A 12,545-nucleotide genomic window follows, 5' to 3' on the forward strand; every position below is an offset into this window, starting at 1 on the left:
CGCCCTCGCACCGGCTGTTTTTCCGTTTGGCGCCTATTTCCAGGCTTTCACACGCGTTTGAAGATCTCGAATTCGGTTTCCGGAATGGTCAGGCGATACTCGATGCGGCCGGGAACGAGTTTCAGCTCCGCCTTGCCATTGACCGACGAAGGCACGACCCGCTCCAGCACGGTGCGGCCGAAGCTGTTGTCGCTGAATTCGTGGACTTCCGACTGATCATGAAGCACCTCCGCCCAAGCGACTTCGATCGCCTTCCTGTCGCCGATTGCGGCTTCGCGGCAATTCAGCGTGATCGAGGCGGCGCCGCCTGATATCGCGCCGTAGGAGGCGGAGTTGACGATGAGTTCGTGGAGGGCGAGCCCGAGATGCACGGCGGCATTCGGCGTCAGATGCGCATTGATGCCATAGATCGGCATGGAGCCTGATGTTTCCGGCCAATAGGGGGCGAACTGCTTTTCGGCGAGTTCGAAGAGATAGGCGCCGCGCCAGCTCGAATCGGTAATCAGATCCTGCGAGTTGGAAAGCGATTGCAGCCGTCCGCGGAATTTGAGGAGGAAGGTGTCGAGAGACAGCGTGTTGCGCGCGGTCTGCGTGGCAATCCCCTGGATGATGGCGAGAAGGTTCTTCGAGCGGTGTGAGAGTTCGCGCAGCAGCGATTTCAGCACTTTTTCGCGGTGCCGGCTTTCGGTCACTTCGGCCATGACGGAGAGAAGTCCGTGCGCGCCGCGTTCACCGGTGCGCTGGATCTTCAGTTCATAGGTACGCCTTTCGCCGTCGACGTCGATCTCGACCTCGGCATTGTTGGGGATCCCGGTTTCCAGCACCTTGTGTTTCAGCGCTGTCAGATATCGCCCATGGGCGTCGCCGAAAAGGGCAGCGTCGCTGTTGCCGGGCATAAAGAGCGCTGCAAAATGCGGCGGCAGATTTTCGGCGTAGAAGATCGACAGCCGGGCGTCTTGGCAGAGGATTGAAATCCCGGCGCTGCCGAGCGCGCGTTCCATCATTGCGGCTTTGCCTTCGAAGGTGAAAGGCACGCCGGACAATGGTTCAGTCGTATTCACTCGACCGCCTTTCCTTGTGACATCTTGAACGTCGCTGAAGGGAGCGCCCTTCCAGACACCGCCTGTCAACTCTAGAACAAAGCGCTGCAAAAACCGTTAAAGCCACCGGAGTCCCGGTAGCACCGGAACGCATGCTTTGGCGATTTGGTTCCGAAGTCCGGAAAATTGCGTCTCAGGCGGCCACTCTGGTCGATTCGTTGAAGAAAAGAGCTTGGCTGATCAGTGCCTTGACCATGTCCGGATTGAAGGGCTTGGTGACAAGGAAAGTCGGCTCAGGGCGCTCGCCGGTCAGAAGCCGTTCAGGGAAAGCGGTGATGAAGATCACCGGCACGCTCGACGTCTTCAGGATGTCGTTGACTGCGTCGATACCGGAACTGCCGTCGGCAAGCTGGATGTCGGCCAGCACCATGCTCGGCTTGGTCTTATTGTAGAGCGCGACGGCTTCGGCATGCGTGCGGGCGATGCCGGTGACGCGATGGCCGAGGCTTTCGACCATCTGCTCAATATCCATGGCGATCAGCGGCTCGTCCTCGATGATCATGATATCGGTGGCGACCTGACGGGAAATTTCCTGCGAGGCCACGTCGAGCAGATGCATGACGTCCTGTTCCTCGGTTTCCAGGATATCGGCGATTTCGGCGACGCGAAAATTTTCCACGGAGGCGAGCAAAAAGGCCTGACGGGCACGAGGCGAAACCTTGGAAAGGTTCAGTGTGGCGCGTTGCTCCCAGGCATAGGGCGAAGTCGGCTCTGGAATCTGGACTGCGGTGGAACCAAACAGTTGCGTAAACAGTTTGTAGAGTGCGACCCGGTCGTTCGCCGTATCCGGGAAAATCGACAGATCGGCGATGATGGCTTCGAGGACGGCGGCGACATAGGCGTCGCCCGAAGTCTGGGTGCCGGTGAGGGCGCGGGAATAGCGGCGCAGATAAGGAAGGTGCGGCGCAATTCGAGTAGAAAGTGTCATTAATGGCTCCTGCATACAGGCCGGCATTGGCTTCAATGAGCGGTTAACGTCGCCTTGCTAAAAAAGTTCCGGAACGGGAGGAACTTTTTTTGTCGCGCCGCATTATTCCAGCCGACAATGAAAGGGCGTAGCGTTTTGACCCATGCAACGGCAAATACTGGCGACATCGACACTGGAACGTTCGGAGTCGATGGTTGAAATCATGATTGATCCCCTGCACGCCCCTCTAACAGACAACCGGCGAGAAGACGAATTGATGACTACACGCAAGAAAGAGGCAGCCGATCAGCGAAAGCTGGAGCTGCGGGCAAGCGACATCCTGGACCCGAACAATCAGATCGGCGTCAGGTTGCGGTCGCTTTATGCGGCCGCACAGGATGAAGCGATTCCCGATCGTTTTCTCGACCTTCTCGAAAAGCTCGACCATGCTGAAATGATGGCTTCCGCCAAAATGGCCGAATAGGATCGCCGCATGGAAGATAAAGCGCAACCCAGCTTCAAGCGGGAACTGCTGGCGGCACTCCCCAGTCTTCGCGCCTTCGCGATCTCGCTCATCGGACGGCACGACCGTGCCGACGATCTCGTCCAGGACACCATCATGAAAGCCTGGGCCAAACAGGATCATTTCGAGATGGGCACCAATATGAAGGCCTGGCTCTTCACGATCCTGCGCAACGAACTCTACAGCCAGATGCGCAAGAGCGGCCGCGAGGTTCAGGACAGCGACGGGCTGTTTACGGAATCGATGGCGATGCATCCCTCGCAATATGGCGCGCTCGATCTGCAGGACTTCAAAAAGGCGCTCGACCAGCTGCCGCCGGACCAACGCGAAGCGATCATCCTCGTCGGCGCCTCGGGTTTCTCCTATGAGGAGGCCGCCGAAATCTGCGGCTGCGCCGTCGGCACCATCAAGAGCCGCGTCAACCGGGCCCGCCAGCGACTGCAGGAATTGCTGCAGATATCAGGCGAGGCGGATTTCGGCCCCGACGCCACGTCGGCGCCGCTGACGTCGAAGGCCTTTGCCTTCTGACAAGAGTTATACTTGGGAGGAAGGCCGGCTGCCCCTTCGGGCGCCGGCTTTTTTGCGTTCGTGGGAGTGTTAGAAGGGCGTGTATCCAAAAGTGGTGGATAGTTGTCTAACGCGCACTACTGTTCGTCCCTCATTCCTGTGCTCGTCACAGGAATCCAGTGCGCCCAAGTCCTTGGGCGCGAAAGGTTTTTCCCACCTGCCGTGTCGGTTCATTCACCGCGCGGAACGCGCCGTAGCTGGATTCCTGTGACAAGCACAGGAATGAGGGAGAGCGAGGTGGGAGTCATGCCTAATCTTCCGCTGGTAATGTGAAGAGGAAATACTTTCCCCTCTCCATTCTCGTGACAGTTGCGGGATAGGAGCAGGTGGGTTGCCACCTCAATCAATCCTCGCGCTTCGAGCCCACCAGATTGGCCGCGACGATTGCCGCCAGGACGCCGGCGGTCAGGAGCGGCTGGGCGCGGACGAGGCCGAGCCCGACCGTTGCCAGCGATTCCAGTGCCGCGCGGCGTTCACGGGCGCGGCGCGCTTCCCGGGCGTTGATGATCGCCATCACCACCAGCGCGATGATGGCGATCAGCAGCGCGCAGGCGGCCAGGAAGAGGGCCGCGCCGACCGGGCCGTAGATGCCGGCGAGCCAGATGGCGCCGGCGGTGACGGCCAGCGCGTAGGCGGTGAGGAGGAAGAGCACGGCAAGCGCAATGAAGATGCCATTGCGCTTGGCGCGTGCAACGGTGCGGTGCACGCTTGCGCCCGTCAGCAGGCTGAGGATCGATAACAGCATCGCGCTTCCTCAGCGCCGGGCGAGGAAGGCGATGGCAAGGCCGAAAGCGGCTGCGGCGCCGATCGTTGCCAATGGATGCTTGCGCACGGTCTCGCGCATTTCGGTTGCGCCGCGCTCATAGCCCTGCTGCAATTCGCGCAGCAGATCCTCGCTCCGGCCGAGCAGTTCCTCATAGCCGGCGCTGGCCTGGCCGCGGATTTTGTCGCCCTGGTGGCGTGAGCTCTTGCCAACGAGGCGGGTCAGTTCCGCGAGTTCGTCGCGCAACGCTTCGATCTGCTCCTCGATGCCGGATTCCAAATTGTGGAAGGTGCCGTTGCGGCGGCTGCGGCCGGACTGGAAGATAGAATAGCTCATGGCTGTCTCCATTGGCTGGGGCGCGCGCAAGCTCGCCTGTTTCGCACGTGGGTCACCACCGTCCGTTGCATGAATCATATCGCCCGGCATTGACCCAGATCACTGCCGACAACGTGTCGCACGGTCAAAAGTTCCGTGCAGACAGGCTCAGGGGCGGGAAACGGCGCTGTGGGCGAGCACGAAGGGGGTGCCGTCGGCCGGCACCTGATTGATCCGCAGCGCGCAGCCGAACACCGACAGCATCGTTTCGTCGGTCAGCACGTTACCGATGCTGCCGGCGGCGGCGAGGCGGCCGGATTTCATCAGCACGATGCGGTCGGCAAAGAGCGCCGTCAGGTTGAGATCGTGCATGACGGCGATGACACCGCCGCCGCGTTGGCAGAAGTTGCGGGCGAGCGTCATGATGGTCAGCTGGTGGCTGATGTCGAGGCTCGAGACCGGCTCGTCGAGCAGCAGCCAACAGGGCTTGCCATCGACGACGGGCTCGGCGATCTGGCAGAGCACGCGGGCAAGCTGCACGCGCTGCTGCTCGCCGCCGGAGAGTTCCTGATAGAAACGGCCTTCGAAGCCGGTCAGGTCGACGGAGGCGAGCGCGGCCGCCGCCGTCTGCTCGGCCTTGTCGGGATGCAGGTTGAGGCCTGATGTCAGGCCCATGCGGACGATCTCGCGCACGGTGAAGGGAAAGGAGATGGTGCTTGCCTGCGGCAGCACGCCGCGGATGGCGGCAAGCTGCCAGGGTTTCAGCCCCTTGACCTCGTCGCCGCCGATGCGCACCGAGCCGCCATAGGCAAGTTCGCCGGAGATGGCTTTCATCGTCGTCGTCTTGCCGGAGCCGTTCGGTCCGGCAATCGCCGTCAGTTCGCCGCCCTTTGCGGTGAAGGCAACGTCGCTGATGATGGCCTTGCCGGAAAGGCGCACGGAGACGCCGGAAACTTCGATCATCTGAACGTCACTCACAACATCCGCTCACAGCGCAAGACGCGAACGCTGCCTCAGCAGGATCCACAGGAAGAACGGCCCGCCGACCGCCGCGGTGATGATGCCGATCGGCAGTTCGGCCGGCGCAACCAGGGTGCGCGCCAGGACATCCGCGAAGATCAGCAGCGAGCCGCCGAGAAGCGCTGCGGCCGGCAACAGGAAACGATGGTCCGGGCCGATCGCCATGCGCAGGATATGCGGCACGACGATCCCGACGAAACCGATGCCGCCGCTGACGGCGACGGACGCGCCGGTCGCCGCGGCGACCCCGACGATCGCGACATTTTTCAGCCGTTGCACCGGCACGCCCATATGAAAGGCGGCCGCCTCGCCGAGCGTGATGGCATTGAGGCCGCGCGCCATGAAGGGCAGGGCGGTGAAGGACAACAGGATGATTGGGCCGGCCGCGGCGATCTTCGTCCATGTGGCGCCGGCAAGCGAGCCCATGCTCCAGAAGGTCAGGTCGCGCAACTGCTGGTCGTTGGCCATGTAGATCAGCAGTCCTGTCATGGCGAGGGCAAGCGCGCCGAGTGCAATGCCGGCAAGCAACATCGTTGCCACGGAGGTCTGGCCGTGACGGGTGGCGATCCGGTAGAGCAACAGCGTCGTGACGAGACCGCCGCCGAAGGCGGCCGCCGGCAGAGCGTATATGCCGAGAAGGGCTGAGAGCGGGGCTGCGATGCCGCCGCCGAGCACGATGATGGTGACTGCGCCGAGGCTTGCGCCGGAGGAGACGCCGACGAGGCCTGGATCGGCCAGCGGATTGCGGAACAGGCCCTGCATCACCGCACCGGAAACCGCGAGCGAGGCGCCGATCAGGAAGCCGAGGATCGCCCTGGGCAGGCGGATATCGAAGATGATGATCCGGTCACGCATGCTGAGCGCCGTCTCGGAGCCGGCCATCTTGCTGATAACGTCGAGGATCGAGGCATCTGAAGCGCCTGTCGTCACCGAAAACAGCATCGAGAAGACCGAGCCGGCGGCAAGCAGAACGATTGCCAGCAAGGCAAGCCGCGTCCGGTCGCCCGCCGGCCTGATTTCGCGCATGTCTGCCATCGACACGTGTCGCCCTCGTTCCATGGCTTGCGGCAGGGCCATGATCAGCCCCCGTAGATCGCCGTGTTGAGATCCCGCGCCGCGGCTGCCGTGCGCGGACCGAAGCCGAGCAGGTAGACGCCGTCCATCCGGATGATCGCTTTTTTCTCGCCTGCTGGCGTCAGCGCGATCGCCGGCTGCGCCAGCAGGTCCTCGTTCTTGGTGCCGGCGCCATCGCCGCGGTTCATCATCAGGATGAAGTCAGGCTTGGCTTCGATGATCGCCTCGTCCGTCAGCGGCTTGTAGCCTGGGAATGCGCCGACGGCGTTGACTGCGCCGGCGAGCTTGACGATGCCGTCGGCTGCGGTGCCGGTGCCCGATGCCATGATCCGGCCGTTCTGGGCGCTGAGGATGAAGAGGACGCGCTTGCGTTCGGCCTCCGGGCGCTTTTCGGCATCGGCGATCGCCGCGTCGAGATCGGCCGCGACCTTTTCTTCAAGTGCCTTCGCCTTGTCCTGCACGCCAAGCAGCGTGCCGACGCGGTCGATCTTGGCGATGATGCCGTCGCGGGTAAAGGCGCTCGGCACGGTCTCGAAGGGTACGCTGGCATTCTTCAGCACAGCCAGCGCCTCCTGCGGGCCTGAACCTTCGACGGCGATGATCGCCGTCGGGTTCATGGCGAGGATGCCTTCCGGCGAGAGTGCACGCATGTAGCCGACGTTCGGCAGCTTCAACGCCGCCTCCGGATAGATGCTCGTCGTGTCGCGGGCGATCAGCCGGCTTTCCTCGCCGAGCGCATAGACGATCTCGGTGATGTCGCCGCCGACCGAAACCAGGCGTGACGTGTCGAGCTTCTTTTCCTCGCCATGGGCGGCGCGCACGAAGGCGAAGCCTTCGATCGGCCGCGCCGTCGGGATCAACGGCAGCGCCATGACGGCTGCCGTCAGGGCCAGTTCCCAGGCACGGATCCGGCGCAGATTGTTACGCATCGTCATCGCTATGATCCTTATGCGGCCACGCTTGCTGCCCGCGGCAGGTTTTCCATGATCTCGCGCCACTCGACGCGTTCGTCGGAACCTTCCTGCCGCTTGCCGAAGAACTGGATGATCATTTCGCCGTTTGCATCGTAAGCCTCCAGCGAGGTGACGTGCCCGTCCTTGGTCGGCTTGCGCACGGCCCAGGTCTCGGCGATGTGATCCTGGCGCAGATGCAGATGGAAGGTCGGGTCCATGATATTGATCCACGGACCCATCGGCTGCACGTTGAAGATCGGGCCGGAATGGATCTGGACGATGCCGTTATTGGCGACGAAGCACATGATCGGCAGGCCTGATTTGACCGAGGCATGCATCATCTCTGCCGTCGCTGTGTTGTCGAGTTTCCAGGCATAGTCGTCGCCGACGCTGCGTACGGCCGCCTGGCGGCCGATCTTCAGGCGCTTCAGCATGCCGAAGAACTCGTGTGTATCGGTGAGTTTGCTCCAATTGTCGCGCAGCTCGTCGCGGCTGACTTCGGCGGTTTCATCGACGGCATTCGAGGTCTCGGCCTCGATAAATTCCTGCGACTGGTCTTCCAGCTTCAACTCGGCGACGATGGCGTGATAGGCCTCGACATTCGAGCTTGGGCGCAGATGCACCTTGTGCACGGCGTTGCCTGATTTGTCGAAATATTGCAGGCTGAGGCGTTCCTGGTCGCCATCCTTCTTGGAGACGGCGAAGCCATGCTCCCAGCGGCTCGGGAAGATGCGCAGGTCGATATTCTCGCCGAGAACGATGGCGGCCTGCGCGCCGCTCTTGATGTTTTCGAAGACGCCGATCTTCTCGTGCACGGCGCTTTCGTTGCGCGACAGCGCCATCACTTCGCCGAGACCGGCGACGCGTTCGAGAAGCTTCAGTGCGCTGCCGTCGATGCGGGTGACGCTGATGCCGGTTTCGGCGGCGACGAGGGCTGCCTCTGATATCTTCAGCTGGGCGGCGATATCGCGCTCGCGCATCTTCGGATTTTCAGCGCGAAACGCACGGATTTCGGCTGGCGCCGGTCTTGTCTGCTCGGTCATGTCCTACCCTACTTATTGAGAATGAGCTTGCCCTGACGGGTGATCTTCAGGCGGTAGACCACGCCGTCATGTCGAATCATGATCTCGTTCGTGCCGCGGAAAAGATCCGGGCTTTCGACGATCCGGTGCTGCGCCGCAGGCTCGCTCTGCAGCGGCACATGCTTAAAGTTATCTGGCTTTTCAACCATCATTTCGGTTGGCAATTCCGTGAAGCCGGTGATCGGGATCGCCGGTTTTGATGACAATTAACTTGACTTTCTTACTCATAGTTTTTTAAAGACGCAATAGGAGACTAATGCAGTCAAGTTTTTGAGATTGCTGATATCGGGACAATGGCGGAGAAGATTATGGCGGTGAGGTTTGCGGCTGTTACGGCTGGCATGGCGATGGCGGTTTCAAGCATATGCCAGGCGCAGGATGCGGCAACCGCCAAGCTGGATATCGAACTCAACGCTCTGGCGCCATCGCAGAAGGGCTGCATGATGACCTTCGTCGCCGAGAACAATCTTCAGGCGCCGATCAACAAGATCTCCTTCGAGCTCGCCTTCTTCAATGACAAGAATGCCGTCGACCGCATCACCGTGCTCGACTTTCGCGATCTGCCGCAGGGCAAGAAGCGCGTGCGCCAGTTCGATATGCCGAACGTGAAGTGCGAGACGGTCACGCGCATCATCATCAACGACACGCCGGTCTGCGACGGACCTGTTGCCGGCGAATGCATGAAGGGTCTGGTCACCCGCTCGCAGATTTCAGTTCCCTTCGAGGGCTAAAAATACGCCGGGGATGAACTCCGGCGGACATGTTTCAGGCTGTCCGAGGCATACACAATGGCAATTTCAGCGAAGTCCAGATCGAGACAGGTGCTCATCGCGGAGCCGGACGCTGGCGGCAGCCTGAACGACAATATCCCCGGCATGCATCCCGGCCACGAGCTTTCCGATCTGCGCAATGCGCAACGGCAGCCGGCCGGCGAGGCGATGGTCCACTATGCGCGTTTCGCGCAGATACCGTCTTTTCCCGACCATCCGGAAGCCGCGCCGGCGGCTCCCGTTGCTGCGCCTCCGATGGATGCGATGGTAGAAAAGCAGGAGGATGAAAAGGCGCCCGTGCGGCGGCGGGTGGCGCTGACTTGTATCGGTTCGTTTTTCTTTCACGCCGGTCTGGTGGCGGCTCTTGCTCTGTTCATGCCGAAACCACCGAACAAAGTGATTGAAGATGCCGGCGAAGCCGTTAGCGTCATCGTGTATGGCGATTCCGATGTTGACCAGACCTCCGCAGGTGATCCGGAGCTGGAAGTGAAGCCGGAAGAAATTGCCGCAGAGGAGGTTAAGCCGGATGCGGTTCAGTCGACTAGCGAGACTACCGAATTTCAGCCGACAGAGATACAGCCAGAGCCGACTCAACCAGTCGAGGCCGAACCTGTAGAAGCCGTGCCGCCTGCCCAGGAGGTGACGCGTGTTTCGCCCGAGACAGTTGTGGCAGCGGAACCGGAGGTGCTTGTTTCTCAGAACCCCGCCGACACTTTCGTCGCTCAGCCGATGGCAACGGCGGTGCCGGAACTGCCCGTGCCCGATATCGTATCGACCACGGTACCAGAACAGGTGACGACGGCTGCAGTGCAGCCGACCGAAGTTCAGCCGGAAGAAGTGAAGCCTGTCGAGGTCGCTGAAGTCCCGCCGGAACCCGAAGAAAAGCCAGAGGCGAAACCGAAGCCGAAGGTTGAGAAGCCGAAACCGGATGAAAAAAAGCAGCCTCGGAAGAAGGTGGAGCCGGCAGGCGGAAAGAAGGGCTCGGATAGCCGGGACTCGACGAGGGGCGTTGCTACTGGTGCACAGGAGGCGCCACAGTTTGACGGCATGTCGACAACAGCTGGCAGAGGCGACGGCACAGGAAGCGCGGCGGTGGCCAATTATCCCGGCAAAGTGCAGAAGCGTATTCGCCGTGCAATTCGGGTGCCCGACGAATACAAGAGGATGGGCGGCGCCATGTCTGTGCGTCTCAAATTGACGATTGATGGAACGGGCAGGTTGGCGGCTGTCTCCGTCGCCGGCAGTTCAGGAATTGCAGACTTGGATAAGGCTGCTGTCGATGGCGTACGCCGTGCGGCGCCGTTTCCACCCTTACCCCCTGAGTGGGGTAAGCCGAGTTGGACCTTTACCCAAGAGGTTCAAGTCACGGCTCGATAAATATGATAAAAATAATCAACTTTATACTTTACTCTAAAAATCAAGTTTAATAAGGTCCACCCGCACACGCAGGAATCGTGTGACGATCAACGAGTGAACGGGTGGTATATGGCTCGCAAGGGCAAGAAGGGTTCGAACCGGGAGGTCCGCGACAGCGCGGGCGAGGACGCTGCTCAGGCATCCACCGGGCGATCCAAACTGGATGGCCGCAGTTTCCTCTATGTCGGCGGCCGCGACTGCCAGGTGGCGCATCTTCGCCAGATCTGCAGCAATTTCGGCGCCGAGCTCATTCATCACGACGGCGGCTTGCGCGAAGCGGTTTCCCGCATCGATACCGTTCTTCCCTCGGTCGACTGCGTGTTCTGCCCGATCGACTGTATCAGCCACGATGCCTGCCTGCGGGTGAAGACCGGCTGCAAGAAGTTCGGCAAGGCCTTCATCCCGCTTCGCAACGGCAGCAAATCCAGCCTGGAGCGTGCGCTGCAGACGATGAACGAACGAGACAATGCAAGATGAACGACCAGCGCCCCGACGGCTTCACCATGATCGGCCTGCACAAGCTCGCCGCGCAGACCGGCGAGGGCCTCGTGCCCGAGCTCTACGCACTTTTCCGGCAGCATGCCGAACGCCAGAATATCCACCAGAATGTGACGCTGTTCCCGACCTGGGAAGCGCGTATGCCCGGAGAAGCCGCAACAAGACCGCTTGGCCAAGCGGCGGCAAACGGTAATAATATCCTCGCTTTTCCCTCGCGTTCCGCAAGGGCGGGCAAGAGGCAGGCGTAGGGAGATTCCATGTATATCGCAATGAACCGCTTCAAGGTCGCAACCGGAAGCGAAGGTGATTTGGAGACGGTCTGGCGCAACCGCGATTCCAGCCTGCCGGAGGTGCCCGGTTTCGTCGAATTCCGGCTGCTGCGCGGCAAGGTCAACGAAGAGGAGGGCTATACGCTCTATTCCTCGCACACGGTCTGGAAAAGCGAAGCGGATTTTCAGAACTGGACGAAGTCCGAAAGTTTTCGCGCGGCGCACCGCAATGCCGGCGATCACAAGGCGATCTACAAGGGGCCGCCGGTTTTCGAAGGCTTCAATGTGGTTGATGGCGTTTGATTGCAGTTGGTGCGGCGTGATTTAGCTCTTAGCGAAATCTTGATTCTGTCTTCAGCATGGCCCCACGCACACCCTCATTCCTGTGACAGGCACAGGAATGAAGGAGGAGAAGACGTGAGCAGTCAGCAAAAACTCTCTCAAGCCTTAACCCGGAAGACAGCGCCCGCGGCAACGGCCAGCCAGCCAAGCATCATCGCCCAGCCGCCGGTCGGTGCGGCATAGGGGAAGAGGCTGGAGCCGGTAAAGCGCAAGGTGACGAGATCGCCGGCAAAAAGCAGCGTTCCGACAATCATCAGAAAACCGGCCAGCCAGGCGGTTCTGAGCCTGGCGTTGCCGAGAGCCAATGCCAGCAGGGCCGGGGCGTGGGCAAGGCACATGGCGGATGCAGATGCCGCAAGATTGGCTTCGCCGCCGCCATGGGCGGCAAGGGCGGCGAGCCCCACGCCGGCGACGCCGAACAGGCCGGCAAAGAGATAGAGCACCGGCTCCAGACGCGCGTTCAAGCTCATGGTCAATCCTTATCGCCAGATGGCCTTATAGTCAGAGGGCCTTATAGTCAGAGGGCCTTATCGTCAGGGGCCTTGTTCTGCATGTGATAGGCGAGCCGTTCGACCGGCGCCCAGATGAGATCGCGCAGCGCCTGGCTGGCAATGGTTTCATCCATGGCACGGCGGAAGCAGAGCAGCCACTCATCGCGCTCGACAGGGCCGATCTCGGCGACGAAATGGCGGCTGCGCAGGCGCGGATGGCCGCGCTTGTCGGTATAAAGCGGCGGACCGCCGAGATATCCGGTCATATATTCGTAGAATTTCTCTTCGCTGCCCTGAAGGCTCGGCGGATGCACGGCGCGCACGTTCCTCGCCTCCGGCAGCCTGTCCATCAGTTCGTAGAAGCGGTGCGTCAGCGCCCGCACGATGGGATCGCCGCCGATCGCCTCGTAAAGTGTGGTGACTTTCTCCGTCACGAAACCATCCCTGAATACATC

At 61.2% G+C, this 12,545-nt stretch carries 18 protein-coding genes; 7 read left to right on the forward strand and 11 right to left on the reverse strand.

Annotated features, from left to right (window positions below):
- Nucleotides 1–47: 47 nt before the first annotated feature.
- Together FHT75_RS00650 and FHT75_RS00655 are read right to left on the reverse strand one after the other, a co-directional pair.
- Nucleotides 48–1,043 (reverse strand): sensor histidine kinase, encoded by a 996-nt coding sequence (locus FHT75_RS00650; protein ID WP_047618776.1) that lies wholly within the window; start codon nucleotides 1,041–1,043, stop codon nucleotides 48–50.
- A 190-nt stretch (nucleotides 1,044–1,233) separates the two neighbouring features.
- Nucleotides 1,234–2,028: a response regulator gene (locus tag FHT75_RS00655; protein WP_047618726.1), complete on the reverse strand. Its 795-nt coding sequence runs from the start codon at nucleotides 2,026–2,028 to the stop codon at nucleotides 1,234–1,236.
- A 256-nt stretch (nucleotides 2,029–2,284) separates the two neighbouring features.
- Here FHT75_RS00655 and FHT75_RS00660 point away from each other — a divergent pair, with 256 nt between their 5' ends.
- Both FHT75_RS00660 and FHT75_RS00665 read left to right on the forward strand, forming a co-directional pair.
- On the forward strand, nucleotides 2,285–2,491 hold the full coding sequence (locus tag FHT75_RS00660) for a NepR family anti-sigma factor (protein WP_024319398.1): 207 nt from the start codon (nucleotides 2,285–2,287) through the stop codon (nucleotides 2,489–2,491).
- Nucleotides 2,492–2,500: 9 nt separating this feature from the next.
- Nucleotides 2,501–3,058 carry an RNA polymerase sigma factor gene (locus tag FHT75_RS00665; RefSeq protein WP_007630757.1) on the forward strand — a complete coding sequence of 186 codons (558 nt, stop codon included), beginning with the start codon at nucleotides 2,501–2,503 and terminating at the stop codon, nucleotides 3,056–3,058.
- 382 nt (nucleotides 3,059–3,440) lie between these two features.
- On the opposite strand, the gene FHT75_RS00670 is transcribed toward FHT75_RS00665, so the two are convergent.
- The 7 genes from FHT75_RS00670 to hemP form a co-directional block, all read right to left on the reverse strand.
- Complete coding sequence (locus FHT75_RS00670; RefSeq protein ID WP_063474404.1) at nucleotides 3,441–3,842, reverse strand: hypothetical protein; 402 nt, start codon at nucleotides 3,840–3,842, stop codon at nucleotides 3,441–3,443.
- A gap of 9 nt (nucleotides 3,843–3,851) precedes the next feature.
- Nucleotides 3,852–4,196 carry a DUF883 family protein gene (locus tag FHT75_RS00675; RefSeq protein WP_063474405.1) on the reverse strand — a complete coding sequence of 115 codons (345 nt, stop codon included), beginning with the start codon at nucleotides 4,194–4,196 and terminating at the stop codon, nucleotides 3,852–3,854.
- 147 nt (nucleotides 4,197–4,343) lie between these two features.
- Complete coding sequence (locus FHT75_RS00680; RefSeq protein WP_097595704.1) at nucleotides 4,344–5,138, reverse strand: heme ABC transporter ATP-binding protein; 795 nt, start codon at nucleotides 5,136–5,138, stop codon at nucleotides 4,344–4,346.
- Nucleotides 5,139–5,162: 24 nt separating this feature from the next.
- Nucleotides 5,163–6,272: a FecCD family ABC transporter permease gene (locus FHT75_RS00685; protein ID WP_097595705.1), complete on the reverse strand. Its 1,110-nt coding sequence runs from the start codon at nucleotides 6,270–6,272 to the stop codon at nucleotides 5,163–5,165.
- Between the two features lie 2 nt (nucleotides 6,273–6,274).
- Entirely contained in the window at nucleotides 6,275–7,204 is a 930-nt protein-coding gene (locus FHT75_RS00690; protein ID WP_097595706.1) for a hemin ABC transporter substrate-binding protein, read from the reverse strand.
- 11 nt (nucleotides 7,205–7,215) lie between these two features.
- Nucleotides 7,216–8,265 carry a hemin-degrading factor gene (locus FHT75_RS00695; protein ID WP_097595707.1) on the reverse strand — a complete coding sequence of 350 codons (1,050 nt, stop codon included), beginning with the start codon at nucleotides 8,263–8,265 and terminating at the stop codon, nucleotides 7,216–7,218.
- 8 nt (nucleotides 8,266–8,273) lie between these two features.
- Nucleotides 8,274–8,456, reverse strand: a complete 183-nt coding sequence (gene hemP / locus FHT75_RS00700; protein ID WP_028758866.1) for a hemin uptake protein HemP — start codon at nucleotides 8,454–8,456, stop codon at nucleotides 8,274–8,276.
- A gap of 156 nt (nucleotides 8,457–8,612) precedes the next feature.
- Between hemP and FHT75_RS00705 the strand changes: the two genes are divergently transcribed.
- The 5 genes from FHT75_RS00705 to FHT75_RS00725 all read left to right on the forward strand — a co-directional run bounded on the left by FHT75_RS00705 (nucleotide 8,613) and on the right by FHT75_RS00725 (nucleotide 11,560).
- Nucleotides 8,613–9,035 carry a hypothetical protein gene (locus FHT75_RS00705; RefSeq protein WP_063474687.1) on the forward strand — a complete coding sequence of 141 codons (423 nt, stop codon included), beginning with the start codon at nucleotides 8,613–8,615 and terminating at the stop codon, nucleotides 9,033–9,035.
- A 57-nt stretch (nucleotides 9,036–9,092) separates the two neighbouring features.
- Nucleotides 9,093–10,451: an energy transducer TonB gene (locus tag FHT75_RS00710; protein ID WP_097631172.1), complete on the forward strand. Its 1,359-nt coding sequence runs from the start codon at nucleotides 9,093–9,095 to the stop codon at nucleotides 10,449–10,451.
- Between the two features lie 108 nt (nucleotides 10,452–10,559).
- A complete protein-coding gene (locus FHT75_RS00715; protein ID WP_028758869.1) occupies nucleotides 10,560–10,967 on the forward strand; it encodes a DUF2325 domain-containing protein in 408 nt (135 codons plus the stop codon).
- Complete coding sequence (locus FHT75_RS00720; protein ID WP_028758870.1) at nucleotides 10,964–11,236, forward strand: hypothetical protein; 273 nt, start codon at nucleotides 10,964–10,966, stop codon at nucleotides 11,234–11,236. Before FHT75_RS00715 ends, FHT75_RS00720 begins: the two co-directional genes overlap by 4 nt.
- Before the next feature lie 9 nt (nucleotides 11,237–11,245).
- Nucleotides 11,246–11,560 carry an antibiotic biosynthesis monooxygenase family protein gene (locus FHT75_RS00725; protein WP_097595709.1) on the forward strand — a complete coding sequence of 105 codons (315 nt, stop codon included), beginning with the start codon at nucleotides 11,246–11,248 and terminating at the stop codon, nucleotides 11,558–11,560.
- A 137-nt stretch (nucleotides 11,561–11,697) separates the two neighbouring features.
- Here FHT75_RS00725 and FHT75_RS00730 read toward each other — a convergent pair whose 3' ends face one another.
- Together FHT75_RS00730 and FHT75_RS00735 are read right to left on the reverse strand one after the other, a co-directional pair.
- Nucleotides 11,698–12,069: a DUF423 domain-containing protein gene (locus FHT75_RS00730; RefSeq protein ID WP_047618751.1), complete on the reverse strand. Its 372-nt coding sequence runs from the start codon at nucleotides 12,067–12,069 to the stop codon at nucleotides 11,698–11,700.
- Between the two features lie 47 nt (nucleotides 12,070–12,116).
- On the reverse strand, nucleotides 12,117–12,524 hold the full coding sequence (locus FHT75_RS00735; protein ID WP_028758873.1) for a group II truncated hemoglobin: 408 nt from the start codon (nucleotides 12,522–12,524) through the stop codon (nucleotides 12,117–12,119).
- Nucleotides 12,525–12,545: the final 21 nt, after the last annotated feature.

Origin of the sequence: Rhizobium sp. BK112, from assembly GCF_014193215.1 — a bacterium.
GTDB classification, from domain to species: Bacteria; Pseudomonadota; Alphaproteobacteria; order Rhizobiales; family Rhizobiaceae; genus Rhizobium; species Rhizobium anhuiense.

Coding starts and splice junctions, on each gene's coding strand:
- FHT75_RS00655 (WP_047618726.1), bottom strand. CDS start 2,028: ATGACACTTTCTACTCGAATTGCGCCGCACCTTCCTTATCTGCGCCGC.
- FHT75_RS00660 (WP_024319398.1), top strand. CDS start 2,285: ATGACTACACGCAAGAAAGAGGCAGCCGATCAGCGAAAGCTGGAGCTG.
- FHT75_RS00665 (WP_007630757.1), top strand. CDS start 2,501: ATGGAAGATAAAGCGCAACCCAGCTTCAAGCGGGAACTGCTGGCGGCA.
- FHT75_RS00670 (WP_063474404.1), bottom strand. CDS start 3,842: ATGCTGTTATCGATCCTCAGCCTGCTGACGGGCGCAAGCGTGCACCGC.
- FHT75_RS00675 (WP_063474405.1), bottom strand. CDS start 4,196: ATGAGCTATTCTATCTTCCAGTCCGGCCGCAGCCGCCGCAACGGCACC.
- FHT75_RS00680 (WP_097595704.1), bottom strand. CDS start 5,138: ATGATCGAAGTTTCCGGCGTCTCCGTGCGCCTTTCCGGCAAGGCCATC.
- FHT75_RS00685 (WP_097595705.1), bottom strand. CDS start 6,272: ATGGCCCTGCCGCAAGCCATGGAACGAGGGCGACACGTGTCGATGGCA.
- FHT75_RS00690 (WP_097595706.1), bottom strand. CDS start 7,204: ATGACGATGCGTAACAATCTGCGCCGGATCCGTGCCTGGGAACTGGCC.
- FHT75_RS00695 (WP_097595707.1), bottom strand. CDS start 8,265: ATGACCGAGCAGACAAGACCGGCGCCAGCCGAAATCCGTGCGTTTCGC.
- hemP (WP_028758866.1), bottom strand. CDS start 8,456: ATGATGGTTGAAAAGCCAGATAACTTTAAGCATGTGCCGCTGCAGAGC.
- FHT75_RS00705 (WP_063474687.1), top strand. CDS start 8,613: ATGGCGGTGAGGTTTGCGGCTGTTACGGCTGGCATGGCGATGGCGGTT.
- FHT75_RS00710 (WP_097631172.1), top strand. CDS start 9,093: ATGGCAATTTCAGCGAAGTCCAGATCGAGACAGGTGCTCATCGCGGAG.
- FHT75_RS00715 (WP_028758869.1), top strand. CDS start 10,560: ATGGCTCGCAAGGGCAAGAAGGGTTCGAACCGGGAGGTCCGCGACAGC.
- FHT75_RS00720 (WP_028758870.1), top strand. CDS start 10,964: ATGAACGACCAGCGCCCCGACGGCTTCACCATGATCGGCCTGCACAAG.
- FHT75_RS00725 (WP_097595709.1), top strand. CDS start 11,246: ATGTATATCGCAATGAACCGCTTCAAGGTCGCAACCGGAAGCGAAGGT.
- FHT75_RS00730 (WP_047618751.1), bottom strand. CDS start 12,069: ATGAGCTTGAACGCGCGTCTGGAGCCGGTGCTCTATCTCTTTGCCGGC.